This window comes from Acidihalobacter sp. (assembly GCF_037381185.1).
GTDB lineage: Bacteria > Pseudomonadota > Gammaproteobacteria > DSM-5130 > Acidihalobacteraceae > Acidihalobacter_A.
This window is the reverse complement of sequence record NZ_JARRQY010000012.1, coordinates 112073-131289: the sequence shown is the minus strand read 5'-3', so window position 1 is coordinate 131289 and position 19217 is coordinate 112073. Positions and strand designations below refer to the sequence as shown.

Here is a 19217-nt window from a genome sequence, read left to right as displayed (position 1 = left end):
CCATGCCGGCAATAACTCCAATGCATCGCCGCTGGCCGCCTGGTTCAGGGGCTTTCGCCGCTTGTCGCGGCGCGCTTCTCCAGGCTCTGACGAGACATCCGACTCCGATCCTCGAAGGTCTCGCTTGTTGCGCTCGCGGCGCGGATTCCGGGCAGAGCGCCTTCCGTTCATCGCCGGGTACGTTCATCCTCCGATCCAATTGCGGACACGATCTGGCCGTCGTTCGGAATCGGTTCGACGCGCGCACCGGTTCGGACGACGATCGAAATTCGCCTTGGGGAAGCGTTCCGGGGAAGCGGCGCCGACGGCGCGATACAGATCAACCGAATACGAAAGCGCAGGCTCTCGACCTGCCACTAAGTTAGGACTGAGGAAATCGACAATGAAGCAAGTCACGGATGAGGAGAGACGGACCGCTGTGGTGGATGCCGCGGCGCAGCGTGTGCGCGAGCGGTGGCGCAAGGACGAGGCCGACACCATAGAGCGCTTCGTGCGCTTGTACTACGTGGACGTTCCTCCGGAGGACATCGCGCGCAGCCGGGTGGATAACATCTACGGCGCCGCGCTGTCGCATTGGACTCTCGGGCACGTCTGTCGCCCTGGGCAGAGCCACATCCATGTGTACAACCCGGATCCGGAGCAGAACGGCTGGGAGTGCAACCATACGATCGTGCAAATCGTGACCGAGGACATGCCGTTTCTCGTCGATTCGGTATCGATGGCGCTGAACAAGCTGGGGCTCACCATCCACCTGACCATCCATCCCATCGTCGCGACGGTGAGAAACCGCAAGGGCGAGATCACCGAACTGCTGACCGGCCGCAAGGCCGAGGGGCCGCAGCACGAGGCCTGGATGCACTTCGAGGTGGACCGGCAGACGGAACACGAGCAGTTGGAGGCGATTCACCGGGAGATCGCGACCGTGCTGCAGGATGTCCGCGTCTCCGTCGAGGACTGGCAGTGCATGGTCGCGCAGATGGATCAGACGATCGAGGAGCTGGGCGGGAGCTGCGCGCCGGTGGACCAGGCCCATTTGGCGGAGGTCACGGCCTTCCTCAAATGGCTGCGCGACAACCACTTCACCTTCCTGGGCTATCGCCGCTACGAACTGCGCCGCAGCAGGAAGGGTGACGAACTCCATACGGTAGCCGGCAGCGGTCTGGGTCTGTTGCGCCAGACGGGCGGCGAAACTGCGTCGCAGAGTTTCGCCTCCCTGCCCGGCGAGGTGCGCAAACAGGCGCGTGATCCCGAGCCGCTGATACTGGCCAAGTCCAATACCCGTTCCAGGATTCACCGGCTGGGATACATGGACTACATCGGCATCAAACGCTACGACGCGAAGGGCGCCGTGATCGGGGAGCACCGTTTTCTCGGTCTGTTCACCTCTGCGGCCTACAGCCACAACCCGCGCTCGATTCCGATCCTGCGCAACAAGCTCCAGGTGGTGCTGGATCGCGCCAATCTTCGCCTGGACAGCCATGCGGGCAAGGCCCTGATCAACATCCTCGAGGAGCATCCGCGGGACGAGTTGTTTCAGGCCTCCACCGACGAGTTGTATGAAACGGTCAAGGGGATCCTCAATCTGCAGGGCCGCCAGCGCGTACGGCTCTTCGTGCGCTACGACAGATTTCAGCGTTTCGTGTCCTGCCTCGTCTATGCGCCGCGCGAGCGCTATACCACGGTCGTCAGAGAGGCGATGCAGGAGGTGCTCAGGGCGGCCTTTGGCGCGCAGGCTGCGGAGTTCTCCGTACAGTTGTCGGAGTCCGTGCTCGCGCGCATCCACTTCATCCTGAGGTTGGCCGAGCCGGGGCGCCCGGAATACGACCATGCCGAACTGGAACGCCGCCTGGCGCAGACGCTACGTTCCTGGACCGACGATCTGGCCGAGGCGCTGGCCGACTATTTCGGCGAAGAGCGGGGCAACCGCATGTTCGCCCGCTACGGCACGGGTTTCAGCGCGGCCTACCGGGAGGACACCAGCGCGCGTACCACCGCCCACGACATCGAGCGCCTGGAAGCCCTCAAGGAGGAGGGAGACCTCGGGATCAGCCTGTACCGGGAACTGGAAGCGCCGGACAACATGCTGCGCTTCAAGCTGTACCAGGCCGCGAATCCGATCACGCTGTCGGACGTCCTGCCGGTGCTCGAGCACATGGGCGTGCGCGTGGTGGACGAGCGGCCCTACGACGTGCAGCGCAACAACGACACCGCATGCTGGATACATGATTTCGGGCTTTCCTATGCCGGTGCCGGACAACTGGAAGCCGAACGCGTGCGCGACAACTTTCAGGAGGCCTTCACCGCCGTCTGGCAGCGCCGCGCCGACGACGACGGGTTCAACCGCCTGGTCCTGACGGCGGACCTGCCCTGGGGGGACATCGTCGTCTTTCGCGCCTATTCCGGCTATCTGGGGCAGGCCGGCGTGCAGTTCAGCAAGTCCTACGTGCAGGAGACGCTGGCCGACAATCCGCGCATCGCCAAGGCGCTGATCCGGTTCTTCTACGCCCGCTTCGAGCCCAAGGGCCAGGACGAGCGCAAGGCGGAAAAGCTCAGGGAACAGATCGAGGCCGAACTCGAGGAGGTCTCCAGCCTCAATCAGGACCGCATCCTGCGACGCATACTGGCGGCCATGCAGGCCACCGTGCGGACCAACTACTTCAGCACCTTCGGCGATGCGGACTCGCGCGGTCACCTGTCGCTCAAACTGCGGCCGGCGCTGATTCCGGACATTCCCAAACCCGTTCCCGCATTTGAAATCTACGTCTACTCGCCGCGGGTAGAAGGCGTGCATCTGCGTGGCGGCAAGGTTGCCCGAGGCGGACTGAGATGGTCGGAGCGCGGCGAGGACTATCGCACCGAAGTGCTCGGTCTGATGAAGGCGCAGATGGTCAAGAATGCCCTGATCGTCCCGGTGGGAGCCAAGGGCGGGTTCGTCTGCAAGCGTCTGCCGGAGGATCGCCAGGCGATGCGGGAGGAGGTTCTGGACTGCTACCGCACTTTCATCCACGGCCTGCTCGATCTGACCGACAACATCGTCGAGGGCACCGTGGTCCCGCCGCAGCGCGTGGTGCGCCATGACGAAGACGATCACTATCTGGTGGTCGCCGCGGACAAGGGCACGGCCACCTTCTCGGATTTCGCCAACGAGGTGGCGGGCGAATACGGTTTCTGGTTGCGCGATGCCTTCGCCTCGGGCGGCTCGACCGGCTACGACCACAAGAAGATGGCGATCACCGCGCGCGGCGCCTGGGAAGCCGTGAAGCGGCATTTCCGCGAGTTGGGCCGGGACATTCAGAACGACGAGTTCACCGCCATCGGCGTGGGCGATATGTCGGGCGACGTGTTCGGAAACGGTATGCTGCTGTCGCCGCATACCCGCCTGGTGGCGGCCTTCGACCACCGGCACATCTTCGTCGATCCGAACCCGGACACCGAAGCCGGCTATGCGGAGCGGCAGCGCCTTTTCGCCCTGGACCGCTCCAGCTGGGGCGACTACGACGCGGCCACGATATCCGCCGGCGGCGGGGTGTGGCCCCGAACCGCCAAGTCGATCCCCGTGTCCGCCGAAATGCGCGAGGCGCTGGGTATCGAGGCGAACCGGCTTGCACCCAACGATCTGATCAGCGCGATCTTGAAAGCTCCGGTGGACCTGTTCTGGAACGGCGGCATCGGTACTTACGTCAAGTCCAGCGATGAGTCCCACGTGGATGTCGGCGACAAGGCGAACGACGCGGTTCGTGTTGATGCTACGCAGCTGCGCTGCAAGGTCATCGGCGAGGGCGGCAATCTGGGCATCACGCAACTGGCGCGCGTCGAATTCGCGCAGCTGGGTGGGCGCGTCAACACCGACGCGATCGACAACTCCGGCGGCGTCGACTGCTCCGACCACGAAGTCAACATCAAGATCCTGGTCAATCAGGTGGTGGACGACGGTGATCTGACCATGAAGCAGCGCAACAAGCTGCTGGTCAGCATGACCGACGAAGTGGCGAGCCTGGTGCTGGAGAACAACTATCGCCAGACCCAGGGCCTTACCCTCATGCAGGCGTGTGCACCCGAGATGCTGGACGAGCACGTGCGCTTCATGCGGGAACTCGAACGCGAGGGTGTGCTGGATCGCCGTGTGGAGGGGCTGCCGGACGACGAGACGCTGACCGAACGCCGCAAGCTGCTGCAGGGGTTGACGCGCCCGGAACTCGCGGTGCTTCTCGCCTACGCGAAGATACGGACCTACGAGTCGCTGTTGCATTCGGATCTGGTGGAATCCGAATTTGCGGCCAACGAACTGGTGCACTATTTCCCCCAACCGATCCAGGAGCGCTTCGGCGCCCAGCTTCTGCAGCATCCGCTACGCAATGAAGTCACGGCAACCGCCGTGGCGAACCGCATCGTGAGCAGGATGGGCGCGACGTTCCTGTTCCGCGTGCGGATGAATACCGGAGCGGAGACCGCAGAGGCGGTGCGGGCCTATCTCGCGGCGCAGGACATCTACGGGCTAAAGAGGCTGTGGCTGGAAGTCGACCGGCTGGACAATCAGGTCTCCGCTCAGACCCAGACCCGCATGCTGCAGTGGATCTGTCAGCTGCACGAGCATGCGACCCAGTGGATACTGCGCAACCTCGATACGCCGCTGGTCATAGAGGATGCCGTCGAGCGCTTTGCGCCCGCGGTCGCAGCGCTGACGGATTCGCTGGACGACATCCTGCCCGAGTCCAATCAGGCGCGGCTCAAGTCCGATGTGGACGACCTAGTGCGCGGCGCGGTTCCCGACGGTCTTGCGCACAGCATCGTCAACCTGAACACGCTCTACTCGTCTCTGGACCTCGTTCAGGCATGCGCCCGCACCGAGGCTCCGCTCGACAAGGCGGCGCAGGTATATTTCCGCGCGGGTACGCGCCTGAATCTGGACTGGCTGCGCGAGACGCTGGTTCGATTCGAGGCCGCCGATCCTTGGCAGGAGCGCTATCGCAAGGGGCTGGAGGACGAGTTCTATGTCCACCTACGGTCGCTGACGGTACGTATCCTCAGCACCACGGATCTGGAGGCCACGGATGCCTCCGCCCTGGTGGATGAGTGGGCCGAGGCCAACGGCGCCTTGCTGAATCGCATGCAGCGCACGCTGGACGAGCTGCGGTCGGTGGCCCAGGTCGATCTGCCGATGCTGGGGGTGGCGTTGCAGGAGCTGCGGGAACTGGCCAGCGGGCAGTGAGCCGAAACGCGGCGCTTTATCAACGCGAAAAGCCGCCGGCGCTTTTGGCGCCGGCGGCCGTGTCGTGGCCGGAGCGGGCGAGCCGGTCACCCGCTCCGGTGGTTTTGCCGCCCGGCGTGTCGCTCGAATGCGGCGCTGCTGCCGGGCTCATCGCCGGCAAGTGGAGGAATGCCGCGCGGCGGCCGTGGTCGGTCCGACGATTCCAAGGCTGATGCCGCTCAGTAGTGCGCTGGTCTGAACTGCGTTCTGGCCAGGGCGTCGCCGCGTTGCCTTGGCGGGGGCTGCCTGCGCCTTGAGCCGACGTTCACGCCAGCCCGTCAGGAGGCTGTGGGAATCCAGCTTCAAGGGCTGGTCGATGGCGGCCAGCAGGTCCTCGCGGGTATATCCCATGTCATCCAGCTGGTGGTCGTCGTAGCTGAGCAGCCGCCTTGCCAGCCGTTTGAATTCCCGCCGCCGTTGCCAGGCGTGCAACCAGCCGCTGAGTGCCGCCGGCAAACGCATGGTATGCGTTGCCCGCAAGGGCTGGATCGTGGCGGGTGACTGGGGTCGCGGTATCTCGCAATGCGTGTGGTAGAAATCCGACATAACAACTCTCCTCTTCGACGGCTGCATTCGGCAGCCGGCTGATGAACGGTGAATCGATAAGGGTCGCGACCTTGGAAGTGAGGATGATGTCGGGGGAGTGCTAAATCAAACGAAAAGATCTATATTGAGCGTTAAGAAAAATTGAAGGATACGGATATGGAATCGATGTCTGCCTCTACCGACGCCTCGCCCTTCGGACAGGGGGCGATGCCGCTGCTGGACACCGATGTGTTGCAGACCTTCGTGGCGATCGCCGAGAGCGGCAGCTTTACGCGCGCGGCCCGCCAGGTCTTCCGCACGCCTTCCGCGTTGAGCATGCAGATCAAGCGCCTCGAGGAAACCCTGGGCCGACCGCTGTTCGTGCGTCAGGCGCGCCAGGTGAGCCTGACGCCGGAGGGCGAGCTGCTGCTCGGCTACGGTCGGCGCTTGCTCAAGCTCAACGAGGAGGCGGTCACCCAGTTTCTCGCTCCGGCGCTGGAGGGTACGGTGCGCTTCGGCTCGCCCGACGACATCGGCACGCGCATCCTGCCCGGCGTGCTGGCGCAGTTCGCCCGCAGTCACCCGGCGGTGCAGGTTGACGTGAGGACGGGGGGGAGTCTGGAGATGGTGCGGAGGCTGGATGAAGGCGAACTCGACCTGATTCTGGTCACCGCCGACAACGATGGTATGGAGCCGGGGCGCGGTGAGGCGGTTTACAGCGAACCGTTGGTCTGGGTCTGCCGCGACGGTGGCATCGCGGCGCGGCGCTCGCCCTTGCCCTTGGCTCTGGCCAATCAAGGGTGTGCCTGGCGCAGATCGGCGCTGACCGCGTTGGACCGCATCGGTATGACCTACCGCATCGCCTATACCAGCGAACACTGTTCGGGGCAGGAGGCCGCGATGCTGGCCGATCTGGCAATCGCCCCTTTCCCTTCGAGCCTGGTGCGGGCGCCGCTGAGGAAGGTGGACGCGGACGTCGGGCTGCCGCCGCTGGGTGAGTACCAGGTGCTGCTGATGCGTCGTTCCGGCATCGGACAGATCGGCGAAGCCCTGGCAGGTTATGTTGCGGAGGCGTTTCGCAACCTGCGTTGCTGATCGTCTGGTGAGCGCTTTGTCCGTGAATCGTGGCCTTGGCGCCGGATTCGCGGGGCAATCCGTGGGTTGTTGCGCCGAAATGCACTAGACTATTACGGCGCCTGCGGAGCGAGGTTCGAAGAAAAACACTGCCTTGTGCCCGGTTCGTCCACTCGCGGAAAGTAAAATCCTATTGCGGTATGCGCCCTGAGTAGGGGCGGTAATCAATTCGATGTGTGGCTTGAAACGGTGAGTTTCGCAGCCGCTTCGTCGGCGTGCGGCGTCTTTTGCCTGCTTGGCAGAGTCCCGTGGGTATACCTGGAAAACGGCCTGATCGATAAGGAGAAAATCTAATGTTTGGTCGAATGTCCTTTCAGATCAAGACTTGGCTCCTCGTCCTGGTGCTGGTGTCTTTTTCTCTTCTGGTGATATTCCGATACCAGGTTCTCGTCGACAACATCGTCAACCTTGGAATCCAGCAAAACTCGGAGACCATGCTCGGTGGTTACAAGAGCGAGTTGAAGAACATGGTCGACGTGATGGCGTCGACGCTGGCCGAGGCCAGCCAGGGCGCGACGAGCCAGGAACAGGTCCATCAGATTTTCGAGCGTCTGGTGAAGAATGCCCGGTTCTTCCCGGACAAGTCCGGTTACTTCTTTATCTACAAGAAGGGCGGCACGGTGTTCGTGCATCCCACCCAGCCTAATCTGGAAGGGAAGAATCTGATCAATCTCAAGGATCCGAAGGGCACCATGGTGATCAAGGATCTGAATACGGTCGCGGAGCACGGCGGCGGCTACGTCACGTACATTTGGAACAAGCCGGGCGAAGGTCTGAAGCCCAAGCTGTCGTACGCCAAGATGATTCCCGGCCAGCCCTATTGGATCGGCACCGGCGTGTACATCGGCAACATCGAGAAGAAGAATCAGCAGATTCTGGGGACCATACACAAGAACACGAACGCCTTCCTGACCGGGCTGTACATCGTGCTGGGCGTGGTGCTGCTGCTGGTCATCGCCCCCCTGGCCTTCCTGTTGATCCGGGGCATCGTCAAGCCGATCCGGGAACTGACCGTGGTGGCGGACGAATTCAGCCGCGGCAAGATCGATCTGGAAATACCGTACACCGATCGTACCGACGAGATCGGCAAGCTGGCCAATGCGCTGGACAGGTTGGGTCGGAGCGTCAAGGTTGCGCTGTCGCGAATGAAGCGCTGAGCAAGTCCGGTGGCGGCGGCTTCGCCGTCGTCACTGGAAGCCATCTTCCGGCCCGGACGGGCGGGATGTGATGGCCTGAATTCGATAGCAGCAACCGGAGTGTGGCGCGTGTGTCACGAAGCCAGAATTCCGCGCATGTTCACAATCGGTACGTTTCGATGAATTCCAAGAACCTGTTCCATCTGTTGTTGCTCGCCGCCATCTGGGGCGGGAGTTTTCTGTTCATGCGCGTTTCCGCGCCGGTACTCGGAGCGATTCCAACGGCTTTCGGGCGGGTTCTGCTGGGTGCGGCCGGTCTGTTCGGCCTGTTGCTCGCGATGAGGGTTCCGCTGTCCTTCGGCGGACGTTTCAAGATCGTTTTGGCTCTTGGCAGCATTACCTCGGGCATCCCCTTTCTGATGTTTTCCCTGGCTGCAGAGGTTTTACCGGCGGGTTACAGTTCGATCCTCAATGCGATGACTCCGCTAATGGGAGTCCTCATCGGCGTTTCGTTTTTCGACGAGCAGCTTACCGCGCGAAAACTCGCCGGTGTGGCTATCGGCCTGGCCGGGGTGTTCGCGCTGACCGAGACCGGTCCCGTCGGCATGAACGCGGCGACCTTGCTGGGCGTGGGAGCCTGTCTCGTCGCGACGGTGTGCTACGGCTTTGCGAGCTACCTCACCAAGCGGTTGGTCACTGGCCACGGCATCGATAACCGTGTGGTGGCGTTCGGCAGCCAGGCGGGTGCGGTGCTGACGCTGGTGCTGTTCATGGCATGGCATGGCGTTTCGACACCCATCGCCTGGTCCCAGGTGAGCGGCGATGTCTGGGCGTCGATGCTGGCGCTGGGGCTGGTGTGCACTTCGTTTGCCTATCTGCTGTTCTTCCGCCTCATTTCCGAGGTCGGTGCCTTGAGCACGTTGACGGTGACGTTCCTGATTCCCCTGTTCGGCGTGTTCTGGGGTTGGCTGTTGCTGCACGAGCGCCTGTCATTGGGCTATGCTCTGGGCGGCGGTATGATCGGTCTGGCGCTATGGCTGGTTCTGAGCCCCGCCGGAGGCAGGTTGTCCGGGCTTGCGCCGGGGGAGCCGAAATGAGCCCGGCAGGGGGCGGCTTTTTGCGGCACGGGAGGTGCGCGTGAACAGCGAAACGCTGCGGGAAGGCGGATGTCAGTGCGGACACGTGCGCTATCGGCTCAATGGCCCGCCGCTGACGCTATACGCCTGTCACTGCCGCGATTGCCAGAAGCAGTCCGCCAGCGCATTCGGCATGTCGCTGTGGGTGCGCCGCGATGACTTCGAAATCGTATCCGGAGAGCTTTCGTTCTGGACCACGCGCGGCGACAGCGGAGCGGAGAAGATCTGCGCGTTCTGCCGCCACTGCGGCACGCGCATCCACCACGCCTCGGACGACGACCGCACGCCGTTCAGCGTCAAGGCGGGCACCCTGGACGACACGTCCGGGCTGCAGCCGGTGGCGCATATCTGGACGAAGCGGGCGCAGCCGTGGGCGCTCATCGACCGGGAGCGCCAGCCGTGTTTTGCGGAAGAACCCGAAGACGAGGAATTGATGCGCCTGTGGCAGGCGCATCATGGATCGGCGTAGAGGCGTTCTATTCTTCGGTTCCACCGGCGTGTCGCGAATCGGCGGGCGCCTCTTCGCGCCGTGTCATGCCGTAGTCGCGCGCGACCTCGGCGATGCGCAGCCTGTAGTCCTCGAAGATCCGTTCGCGTCCCGTCGCCTGCGCGCTGCGATGTGTCTCCACGTTGCGCCACTCGCGGATCGCCGCTTCGTCGCGCCAGAACGAGAGCGAGAGCAGCTTGCCGGCGTCGCCGAGGCTCTGGAAGCGTTCGATCGAGATGAATCCGTCAATGTCCTGCAGGAGGGGCTGCAGAGCGGCGGCGATGTCCAGATACTGGTCCTGACGCTCCGGCCGCAGCCGCACCTCGAAGATCACGGCGATCATCTTGTGCCGCCTTTGGCGTGAGGCGCCGAGGCGAGCGTCAGGAACGTCCGGTCCTCGCGCAGAATGAATTTCCGCTCCTGGGCAAAGGCGTAGTTCTCCCGCCCGAGCGGATCGTCCGCGAGGCGCTTGCGGTACTCTTCGTAGGCGGCGAGGCTCTCGATGCTGTAGATCCCGTAGGCGAGCGTGGCCGAGCCCTCGTGAGGCGCGAAGTAGCCGATAAGGTCGGCGCCGCAGCGCGGGATCGCCTGACCCCAGTTCCGGGCATAGCTCAGGAAGTCCGAGCGCTTGGTGGGATCGATCTGATAACGGATGATACAGGTGAGCATGTCTGCGACCTCTTGCTGAACGAGGTATGGATGATCGCGCCTCGATGCCCGAGGAAGTTTCGGCGCAGCCCGAAACGTGCCTCTGCCCGGGATCGCTATACTCGCCTCAGGAGGTGCCCGCGTGAATGCGTATCGAATGGCTGAACTGGGTTTGCTGCTAGGCGAGCCCGCGCGTGCGGCGATGCTTTCCGCACTCATGGACGGGCGAGCCCTCAGCGCCGGCGAACTGGCCATTGTGGCCGGCGTTGCGCCGCAGACGGCGAGCGGCCATCTCGCCCGTTTGACGGAAGCCGGGTTGCTGAAAGTCGAGCGCCAGGGCCGGCATCGCTATCACCGTCTGGCGTCCGCCGATATCGCGCAGCTGCTCGAGACGTTCATGCAGGTCGCCTCGGCTTCGGCGTTGCCGCCCGGGCGCAGTCCGCTGATCGGTCCGCGCGATGTGGCGATGCGGCGCGCACGGACCTGCTACGACCACCTGGCCGGCGAGCTTGGCGTTGCCCTGTGCGATGCGCTGGTGGCACGGGGCGCGGTGGAGTTCGACGACGGCGCCGGCATCGTCACGGCGGCCGGTGTGGATATGCTGCGCGAGGCCGGGGTGTCCTTGGACAATGCCGGCACGCGGCGTTCGGCGCGACCCTTGTGCCGGCCCTGCCTGGACTGGAGCGAGCGGCGTCCGCATCTGGCCGGGAAACTCGGCGCGGCGCTGTGTAGCCATTTTCTGGAGCAGGATCTGCTGCGCCGAGTGGAGGGTTCGCGCGCCTTGCGGGTCACGGGCAAAGGGCGTTCCGTGCTGCGAGAGGTATGGGGAATCGGGGCTTTTTGACGTCGTGTCTGCGGTGCGTGATTGCATCGCCCCGGCCGGGAAGCAACGCCCGATCTCGACAGCCACTGGCAAGTTCGCTTGCGCCCGCCTAGTCTTTGCACCCATCCCGACTCCGGTCGGCATGACAACACAGCATGAGGGGCGGATGGCTTGGCGATGAACATGATCAACGAAGAAGCGCTGGCGGCGGCGCGCAGCCTGGACGACTGCTGCGCGCTGGACGCGAACGATCCGCTGCGCGGCCTGCGCGAACAGTTCGAGCTGCCGGAGGGCGTGATCTACCTCGACGGCAACTCGCTCGGCGTCATGCCGCGGGCGACGCCGGAGCGGCTGCAGGCCGTGACGCGCGAGGAATGGGGGCAGGGGCTGATCCGTTCGTGGAACAGTGCCGGGTGGTTCGACCTGCCGGCCAAGGCGGGCAACAAGATCGCGCGGCTGATCGGCGCCGGCGCGGGCGAGGTGGTCGCCACCGACAGCACCTCGATCAACCTGTTCAAGGTGCTGAGCGCGGCGCTTCAGATGCAGCGCGAGGACGCCCCGGCGCGTAGGGTGATCGTCTCCGAGCGCGACAATTTTCCGACCGATCTTTACATCGCGCAGGGGCTGACGCGCGAGCACGGCTACACGCTGCGGCTGATCGACGATCCGGCCGAGCTGCCGCAGGCGCTGGACGCAGAGGTGGCGGTGCTGATGCTCACCCACGTCAACTACCGCACCGGCGCGATGCACGACATGGCCGAGGTGACGTCCGCGGCGCATGCCGCCGGCGCGAAGGTGGTCTGGGATCTGGCGCACAGCGCCGGCGCGGTGCCGGTGGATCTGCTCGGCGCCGAGGCGGATTTCGCCATCGGCTGCGGTTACAAGTACCTCAACGGCGGGCCCGGCGCGCCGGCCTTCGTGTGGGCGCATCCGCAGCACGTCGACCGTTTCTGGCAACCGCTGTCCGGTTGGTGGGGACATGCGGCGCCCTTCGAGTTCACGCCCGACTACCGGCCGGCCGCCGGCATCGCGCGCTATCTGTGCGGCACGCAGTCCGTGCTCGGTCTGGCCGCGCTGGACTGCGGTGTGGACACGCTGCTGGCGGCCGAGCCGCTGGGCGGCATGGCGGCGCTGCGGGCCAAGTCGCTGGCGCTCACGGAGCTGTTCGCCCGCCTGGTCGAAGAGCGCTGTGCCGGACATGGCCTGGCCCTGGTGTCGCCGCGCGAGCCCGAGCGGCGTGGTTCGCAGGTCTGCCTCAGTCACGCCGAGGGTGCCTACGCGATGGTGCAGGCGCTGATCGCGCGCGGCGTGATCGGCGACTTCCGCGCCGGCGACGGGGTGCGGCCCGACATCCTGCGCTTCGGTTTCACGCCCGCATATCTGAGCTTTGCCGACGTGTGGAATGCGGTCGAGCAGTTGGGGCAGGTGCTCGAAAGCGGCGAATGGCGCAAGCCGGAATTCAAGCAGCGCAACGCTGTGACCTGAGGAGCGGATCATGAGCGATCATCAGAAACCCGGCTACGATCCTTCCAAGGACGGTGCACAAACCGATTTCTCCGCCAGCATGAGCTACGGCGACTATCTCGCCCTGGACGCCGTGCTCAACGCCCAGCATCCGCTTTCGCCCGATCCCAACGAGCTGCTGTTCATCGTCCAGCACCAGACCAGCGAACTGTGGATGAAGCTCATGCTGCAGGAGTTGCGCACCGCCATCGACTACGTGGTGGGCGACGATCTGCCGCCGGCCTTCAAGGGGCTGGCGCGAGTGAGCCGCATCATGGAGCACCTGGTCGAGGCCTGGGACGTGCTGGCGACCATGACGCCGCCCGAGTACAGCGCGCTGCGCCCCTACCTCGGTGCCTCCAGCGGCTTCCAGAGCTGGCAGTACCGCTGCATCGAGTTCGCCCTGGGCAACAAGAACGCCGCCATGCTGCGCCCGCATGCGCACCGCGAGGATCTTCTCGAGACGGTGCAAGCGCAGTACGAGGCGCCGTCGTTGTACGACGAGGCCCTGCGCCTGCTGGCGCGCCGGGGGCTGGACGTTCCGGAGTCGCACTGCGAGCGCGACTGGACCCGGCCCTACGAGGCCGGCGAGGGCGTGAAGGCGGCCTGGCTCGAGGTCTACCGCAATTCGCGCGAGCACTGGGAGCTGTACCAGCTGGCCGAGAAGCTGGTCGACATCGAGGACATGTTCCGCCTGTGGCGCTTTCGCCACGTCACCACCGTGGAGCGCATCATCGGCTTCAAGCGCGGCACCGGCGGTACCAGCGGGGTGGCCTATCTGCGCAAGATGCTCGACGTGGTGCTGTTCCCCGAACTGTGGCAACTGCGGACCGAACTATGAGGCGCAACGGCCCTGGATTCCTTCCGTACTACACGCTGCGTTGCCCGACGCTGGGCGATGCCGAGCGCTGCCACGCCATCGAAACGGCTGCCTACGAAGGTGATGAGGCGGCCACCCTGGAGAAGATCTCCCGGCGCATCGAATCCTATCCGGAAGGGTTCATGGTGCTGGAGACCGCCGACGGCGTGATCGGCTTCATCAATTCGGCCTCGACTGACACGGTGCGGATGGCCGACGAGGCCTTCAAAGATCTGCTCGGGCACGATTCCGCCGGCCGCCACAACGTCGTTCTGTCGGTGGTGGTGCATCCGGAGTTTCAGGGGCTGGGGATCGCGGCGATCCTGATGCACAACCACATCCTGCGCATGTGCCGGCTCGGCAAGGCCTCCATACAGCTGATGTGCCGGGAGCGCCACGTCGGTCTCTACGGGAAGTTCGGCTTCGTCTATCTGCGCGAGTCCGCGTCCACGCACGGCGGGTTGACGTGGCACGAAATGGCGCTGGAGCTGTCCAAGGAATAATGACGTCAGCATCAAGAGTGTTTCCATGAGCGACATCGTCCACTACTTCGCCTACGGCTCGAACATGTCCAGCGCAAGGCTGGGCGCGCGCCTGAGCACCAGCCGCAGCATTGGCGTCGGCGCATTGGCCGGGCACCGTCTGGAGTTCCATCTGCGCAGCCGCAACGACGGCTCGGCCAAGTGCGATGCGTTCCACACCGGGCGCTCGGAGGACGTCGTGCACGGCGTGCTGTTCAGCTTCGCTGTGCACGAACTGCCGGTGCTGGACCGTTACGAGGGGCGCGGCAGTGCCTACGAGCGGGTCGAGGTGGAAGTCAGCCGCCCCGAAGGCGGCCGCGTGCGTGCGCATACCTATCGGGCGCTTTGCGTCGACCCGGAGCCGTTGCCCTTCGACTGGTACAAGGAGCACGTATTGCGCGGGGCGCGCGAGCACCACCTACCCTCGCAATATGTGGAGGCCCTGGAGGCGGTGCCCGCCGAGGCCGATCACGACGCCGAACGCCGGACGCGCGAGTTGGCGATCTACACCGGCCTGTAGCCGGAGCAGATCGCTACGTTCATGCTTTCTTTTCGGCCGCCTCCGGCGCAGCCGGCTGATCGTTTACGACCCGATAGCCGACCGGCAGGATGGAAAGGCCGAAACGTTGTTCGATCATGCCCCAGATGCCCTTGGGCATGAACAGTGCGAACACCAGAGCGGCCGCGCCCAGGCCGACCAGATACCACACGCCCGAGGCGCCGAACCAGGATTCCATCAGGAAGAAGATCAGCGCGCCGATGATCGCGCCCTCCCAGGTGCCGATGCCGCCGACCAGCACCATGAAGATCATGTATGCGGTCCACTGCACCGAGAAATAGGCCTTGGGCTGGAAGGTGATGGTGGCGGCTACCCACAGCGCGCCGGCCATGGCCGCCGCCAGCGCGGCCAGCACGAAGATGATGCGCTTGGTCTGGCGCACCTTGACCCCGACCGAGGCGGCCGCCTCCTCGTCGTCGCGGATCGCCTGGATCGCCGCGCCGATGCGGCTGCGCAGCAGCACGAATATCGTGCCCAGCAGCACCACCACGGCCGCCAGCGCCGCCCAGTAGGTCAGCGCCCGGCGCAGCGGCGCCGGATAGCTGGTCAATTGCAGCAGCGAGGTGCCGGTCTCGCCGTTGACGATCGGATCGAGAGTGACCAGCAGATGCGCGAGTTCGGCCACCACCCACATGCCGATGGCGAATTCCCCGGCGCGCAGGCGCAGCATGAAGGTGGAGATCGGCAGCGCGATGATGCCCACCAGCACGGCCCCCAGCACCAGAGCCAGGTACGGGTTGACGCCCACGCTGGCCACGCGGATCGCGGCATAGGCACCCAGCCCGAAGAAGGCCTGCTGGCCGATCGACACCAGTCCGCCGTAGCCGGCCAGCGCGTTCCACATCACCGCCAGCATCACGTAGATGAACAGCGTCGTGAGCTGGTTGATCAGGTTGGCGCTCAGAAACAGCGGCCCGAAGGCGAGCAGCACCACGACCAGCGCGGTCGTGCCCATCGCCGCTACCGACAGCGGCGTCCAGCGTTGAATCCTAAGCCCCGCCCTCATGCCTGTTGCCTCCGCAGACGCGCCGCCATGCCCGCAAGCGAGGGCAGCTTGCCCGAGACCCGGGCGACAAGAATGACGAGAAACACCACGTGCCCCGTTATCAGAAAGGCCTGCGGATTGATCTGTGCGCCGATCATCTGAGCGATCCCCAGTACGATCCCTCCGAGCAGCGTGCCCCACAGCGAACCGGTGCCGCCGATCACCGTCGCCTCGAAGGCGAACAGCAACTGGGTGGCGCCGGAGTACGGCGTGAAATTACCGCTCATGGCCAGGAATGCCCCGGCGACGCCGATCGTGACCAGGGCGATGGCCGCGGCCATGGCATTCACCCGGCGTGCGCTGATGCCGATCAGGCCGACGGTGTCCGGATCCTCGGCGGTGGCACGGATCGCGCGGCCGATGTGCGTGCGCGACAGGAACAGGCTGAGTCCGCCCAGCATGGCCACCGCGACCACGAGGATCAGAAACGAGAGCTTGCCGACGTAGATGCTCGAACCGACGGCCCAGCTGTCGTAGGACAGGGTGCCGATGTACTGGGAAAGCGAGCGGGGATCGGCGCTGAACTGCAGGAACATGAGGTTGTCGAGCACGATGGCCAGACCGAAGGTGGCGAGTATCGGCACCAGTTCACCCGAACGCGTGCTGCGCTCGAGGATGCCGCGCTGCAGCAGCCAGCCGAGCAGCGCCATGGCTGGCAGCACGCCGATCAGGGACAGGAAGGGGCTGATGTGAAAGCGCGCGGCCAGCGTCCATAGCGCGAAGCCGGCGAGCACCGCCAGGCTGCCGTGCGCCAGGTTGATGATGCGCATCACCTGCAGCATGAAGGCGAGCCCGCAGGCGATCAGCGAATAGTAGCCGCCCAGCAGGACGCCCTGCACGATGGCGTTGATCCACTCCATTATGCGTTGTTCTCCCGGTTCGTCCGATGCAGCCCGAAATAGGCATCCATGATTTGCTCCCGCGTCATCTCCGCGACCGCACCCTGCACGACGATCTGCCCTTCCAGCATGCAGATGATGCGGTTGGCGATCGACAGCGTCCGGTTCAGATCCTGCTCGACCACCAGGATGGTGGTGCCGGCTTCGATCAGCGCCTGCAGCGAGTCGTAGACGCGCGCCACCGCCGCCGGAGACAGGCCGAGCGAAACCTCGTCGAGCAGCAGCACGTCCGGGTTGGTCATCAGCGCGCGGCCGATGGCCGTCGCCTGCTGTTCGCCGCCGGACAGATTGCCCGCCTTGCTCTTGAGGCGGTTCTTGAGGTTGGGGAACGTGTCCAGCACGGCGTCGAGGTCCCAGCGCCCGGAGCGGCCGGCCTCGCGGGCGAGGATGAGGTTTTCGTACACGGTCATCCGGCTGAACAGCCGGCGGCCTTCCGGCACCAGCGCCAGACCCTGCCTCACGCGTACGTGGTCCGGCAGCGCCGTCACGTCCGCGCCGTCCAGGCGGATCCGACCGGCAGTGGCCGGGTGGGCGCCGGCAATGGTGCGAAACAGCGTGGTCTTGCCGGCACCGTTGGCGCCGACGAATGCGACGATCTCGCCCTTCTCGACGCCGAAACTGACCTCGCGGACCGCTTGCAGCAGCCCGTGGCGCGCGTCGATGCGCTCGATTTCCAAGTAGCTCATCAAGCGCTGCCTCCCAGATACGCCTCGATGACCGCTTCGTCCGCCATGACCGTTTCCGGCGCTCCGTCGGCGATAACGGTACCCGCATCCATGCAGATCAGGCGGTCGGTGACCTGCAGCAGCAGGTGCACGATGTGCTCGATCCAGGCGATGGCGATGCCCCGGCGGCGAAGCTCCAGAATGATGTCCACCAACTCGGCCGCTTCCCCGTCGCTGAGGCCGCCGCCGATCTCGTCGAGCAGCAGCACCTTGGGCGATGTGGCCAGCGCGCGCGACAGCTCCAGGCGCTTGCGGTCGAGCAGGCCCAGGGCTTCGGCCCGGCGGTTGGCCGTCGCCATCATGCCGGTGAGCTGCAGCGCGTCCAGCGAGCGTTCGTAGGCCTCCTCGCGATTCGCGCTGCCGCTGTTGGCGGCGGCCACGTACACGTTCTCGAACACCGTCATGTTGGAGAACGGCCGGGGGATCTGGTGCGTTCGCACCAGCCCCCCACGGCAGCGCTCGGCTGCCGGTGCCGTGGTGACGTCCTTGCCCATGAACGTCACCGTGCCCGCGCTCGGGCGGTGTGCGCCCACCAGGATGCTCAGAAATGTGGTCTTGCCGGCGCCGTTGGGGCCGACGATGCCGACCGCCTCGTTTTCGCGTATGCCGAAGTTCACATCCTCGAGTACGCTGAGCGCACCGAAACGCTTCTGGATGCCGCTGGCAGCCTCGAACTGGAACTTGGAACCCGCGGGAGCCTTGATCCACTGCGCTCCGACCAGCGGAGTGATCGACACGTTCGGGAACGGCCCGGTGTTGAAATTGATCCTGCCGACCATGGTCGTGGTATCGAGTTTCGCCAGCGCTTCGCGCACGGTGCTCTTGCTCTTGGGATCACGAGAAGCCTTGAGCGCGGCAAATCCCGCGTCCAGCAACGCCATCGACGCGCCGAGCTGCTGTTCCCACTGCCGGCCGGTGGAGGCCTCGTAGCCGTCGGCCAGCTGCATGCCCGAAACCCCGGTCAGGGTCGATTTGTACGGGAAGACCTTGTGCCAATAGGCTGCGCCGCTCAGGTTGTAGGCCAGCGGTCCGAGCGGATTGACCTGTGCCGGGAAAATTCCGGTCTTTGCCGGTTCGACGATTTTCACCTGCCGCGCGAATCCCTGCTGCGCCGCCTGCCGCCAGAAGGAGGCGAAGTCCGGCGGGATCGGGGCCGTGTTGAATATCTCGCAACGCTCGCGCTTGAACAGTGCGATCTGGGTCGAATAGTCGGTGGTGCCGTCCTGATACGGGCCGGGGTCGACGATGGTGTAGCCGCCCTTTTCCAGCAACGGCACCAGGTGTTCACGAATCGCCGTGCCGTCGGCGTCGTTGGGGTACATGACCGCCACGCGCTTGTTGGTCTCCAGTTTCCCCCATGTGGAGAGATAGGTGGTAGCGAACATATTCGTGCCGAAGCAGAAGACGTAGCTCCACTTGAACGGCGAGGGCTTGCCGGGCTTGCCGCCGCGGCCGAAATAGAACGACTCCCAGGGCACCGTGGTCGACAGGCTCGGTACGCCCGCCGCCTCGCAGGCGTCGGCCACCGGATTGGTGACCTCGGGCGTCGAGGTGGAAAGCATCAGGTCGACGTTGTGATTGTTGATCAGGTCGTTGGCCAACTGGCTGGCCCGCGAGGGATCGGATTGCGTGTCACGGTCGAGAATCTCCACCTTGTATGTGGTACCGCCCAGGGACAAACCGTTGGCCAGCGCCTTGCGTGCCAGGCCGAGCACGTAGGGATCGCCCTGGCCGAAACCGGCCAGGGGGCCCGAACGGGGGCTGATGAAGCCGATTCTGAGAACCTTTTCGGGGTCTGCGGCAAATGCGCGCGGACCTCCGAAAGCCAGGGCGACTGCGCCGGCCGCGGCGCCGACGATGACTTTGCGCCTCGAACCCGAGATGGGGTTTCCGGCGAGGTCCTTGATTTCGCGGTGCTTTGCCATGATCCACTCTCTCCTGCTGCGTCGGTCGGGGCGTTATCGCCTCT

The 19217-nt window shown here is 64.9% G+C and carries 17 protein-coding genes; 10 read left to right on the top strand and 7 right to left on the bottom strand.

What is annotated here, in order from left to right:
* Nucleotides 1-382 precede the first annotated feature (382 nt).
* A complete protein-coding gene (locus P8014_RS06425) occupies nucleotides 383-5209 on the top strand; it encodes an NAD-glutamate dehydrogenase (RefSeq protein WP_337816480.1) in 4827 nt (1608 codons plus the stop codon).
* A gap of 147 nt (nucleotides 5210-5356) precedes the next feature.
* Here P8014_RS06425 and P8014_RS06420 read toward each other — a convergent pair whose 3' ends face one another.
* Nucleotides 5357-5794 carry a DUF1127 domain-containing protein gene (locus P8014_RS06420; protein WP_337816479.1) on the bottom strand — a complete coding sequence of 146 codons (438 nt, stop codon included), beginning with the start codon at nucleotides 5792-5794 and terminating at the stop codon, nucleotides 5357-5359.
* A gap of 165 nt (nucleotides 5795-5959) precedes the next feature.
* Here P8014_RS06420 and P8014_RS06415 point away from each other — a divergent pair, with 165 nt between their 5' ends.
* From P8014_RS06415 to P8014_RS06400, 4 genes are all read left to right on the top strand, one after another.
* Complete coding sequence (locus tag P8014_RS06415; protein ID WP_337816478.1) at nucleotides 5960-6868, top strand: LysR substrate-binding domain-containing protein; 909 nt, start codon at nucleotides 5960-5962, stop codon at nucleotides 6866-6868.
* Nucleotides 6869-7200: 332 nt separating this feature from the next.
* The gene (locus tag P8014_RS06410) at nucleotides 7201-8064 is read left to right on the top strand and encodes a cache domain-containing protein (RefSeq protein ID WP_337816477.1); all 864 of its coding nucleotides are present in this window, start codon (nucleotides 7201-7203) and stop codon (nucleotides 8062-8064) included.
* A gap of 158 nt (nucleotides 8065-8222) precedes the next feature.
* Nucleotides 8223-9140, top strand: coding sequence for a DMT family transporter (locus P8014_RS06405; RefSeq protein WP_337816476.1), 918 nt, complete (start codon nucleotides 8223-8225; stop codon nucleotides 9138-9140).
* Nucleotides 9141-9180: 40 nt separating this feature from the next.
* A complete protein-coding gene (locus P8014_RS06400) occupies nucleotides 9181-9648 on the top strand; it encodes a GFA family protein (RefSeq protein WP_337816475.1) in 468 nt (155 codons plus the stop codon).
* Between the two features lie 7 nt (nucleotides 9649-9655).
* On the opposite strand, the gene P8014_RS06395 is transcribed toward P8014_RS06400, so the two are convergent.
* Entirely contained in the window at nucleotides 9656-10009 is a 354-nt protein-coding gene (locus tag P8014_RS06395) for an antibiotic biosynthesis monooxygenase (protein WP_337816474.1), read from the bottom strand.
* Entirely contained in the window at nucleotides 10006-10335 is a 330-nt protein-coding gene (locus P8014_RS06390) for an NIPSNAP family protein (protein WP_337816473.1), read from the bottom strand. Before P8014_RS06390 ends, P8014_RS06395 begins: the two co-directional genes overlap by 4 nt.
* A gap of 121 nt (nucleotides 10336-10456) precedes the next feature.
* On the opposite strand from P8014_RS06390, the gene P8014_RS06385 reads away from it, so the two are divergent.
* From P8014_RS06385 to P8014_RS06365, 5 genes are all read left to right on the top strand, one after another.
* On the top strand, nucleotides 10457-11158 hold the full coding sequence (locus P8014_RS06385) for a helix-turn-helix transcriptional regulator (protein ID WP_337816472.1): 702 nt from the start codon (nucleotides 10457-10459) through the stop codon (nucleotides 11156-11158).
* A 162-nt stretch (nucleotides 11159-11320) separates the two neighbouring features.
* Complete coding sequence (gene kynU, locus P8014_RS06380) at nucleotides 11321-12622, top strand: kynureninase (protein ID WP_337816471.1); 1302 nt, start codon at nucleotides 11321-11323, stop codon at nucleotides 12620-12622.
* Nucleotides 12623-12632: 10 nt separating this feature from the next.
* Nucleotides 12633-13481, top strand: a complete 849-nt coding sequence (gene kynA, locus P8014_RS06375; protein ID WP_337816470.1) for a tryptophan 2,3-dioxygenase — start codon at nucleotides 12633-12635, stop codon at nucleotides 13479-13481.
* The gene (locus tag P8014_RS06370) at nucleotides 13478-14002 is read left to right on the top strand and encodes a GNAT family N-acetyltransferase (protein ID WP_337816469.1); all 525 of its coding nucleotides are present in this window, start codon (nucleotides 13478-13480) and stop codon (nucleotides 14000-14002) included. Before kynA ends, P8014_RS06370 begins: the two co-directional genes overlap by 4 nt.
* A 25-nt stretch (nucleotides 14003-14027) precedes the next feature.
* A complete protein-coding gene (locus tag P8014_RS06365; protein ID WP_337816468.1) occupies nucleotides 14028-14540 on the top strand; it encodes a gamma-glutamylcyclotransferase family protein in 513 nt (170 codons plus the stop codon).
* A gap of 19 nt (nucleotides 14541-14559) precedes the next feature.
* On the opposite strand, the gene P8014_RS06360 is transcribed toward P8014_RS06365, so the two are convergent.
* Genes P8014_RS06360 through P8014_RS06345 form a run of 4 tightly spaced genes read right to left on the bottom strand, consistent with a single transcriptional unit; the run spans nucleotide 14560 to nucleotide 19173 of the window.
* Nucleotides 14560-15585 carry a branched-chain amino acid ABC transporter permease gene (locus P8014_RS06360; RefSeq protein WP_337816467.1) on the bottom strand — a complete coding sequence of 342 codons (1026 nt, stop codon included), beginning with the start codon at nucleotides 15583-15585 and terminating at the stop codon, nucleotides 14560-14562.
* On the bottom strand, nucleotides 15582-16484 hold the full coding sequence (locus P8014_RS06355; RefSeq protein WP_337816466.1) for a branched-chain amino acid ABC transporter permease: 903 nt from the start codon (nucleotides 16482-16484) through the stop codon (nucleotides 15582-15584). Before P8014_RS06355 ends, P8014_RS06360 begins: the two co-directional genes overlap by 4 nt.
* The gene (locus P8014_RS06350; RefSeq protein ID WP_337816465.1) at nucleotides 16484-17209 is read right to left on the bottom strand and encodes an ABC transporter ATP-binding protein; all 726 of its coding nucleotides are present in this window, start codon (nucleotides 17207-17209) and stop codon (nucleotides 16484-16486) included. The genes P8014_RS06355 and P8014_RS06350 overlap by 1 nt, the downstream gene beginning before the upstream one ends.
* Nucleotides 17209-19173, bottom strand: a complete 1965-nt coding sequence (locus P8014_RS06345; RefSeq protein WP_337816464.1) for an ABC transporter substrate-binding protein — start codon at nucleotides 19171-19173, stop codon at nucleotides 17209-17211. The genes P8014_RS06350 and P8014_RS06345 overlap by 1 nt, the downstream gene beginning before the upstream one ends.
* Between the last annotated feature and the right edge of the window lie 44 nt (nucleotides 19174-19217).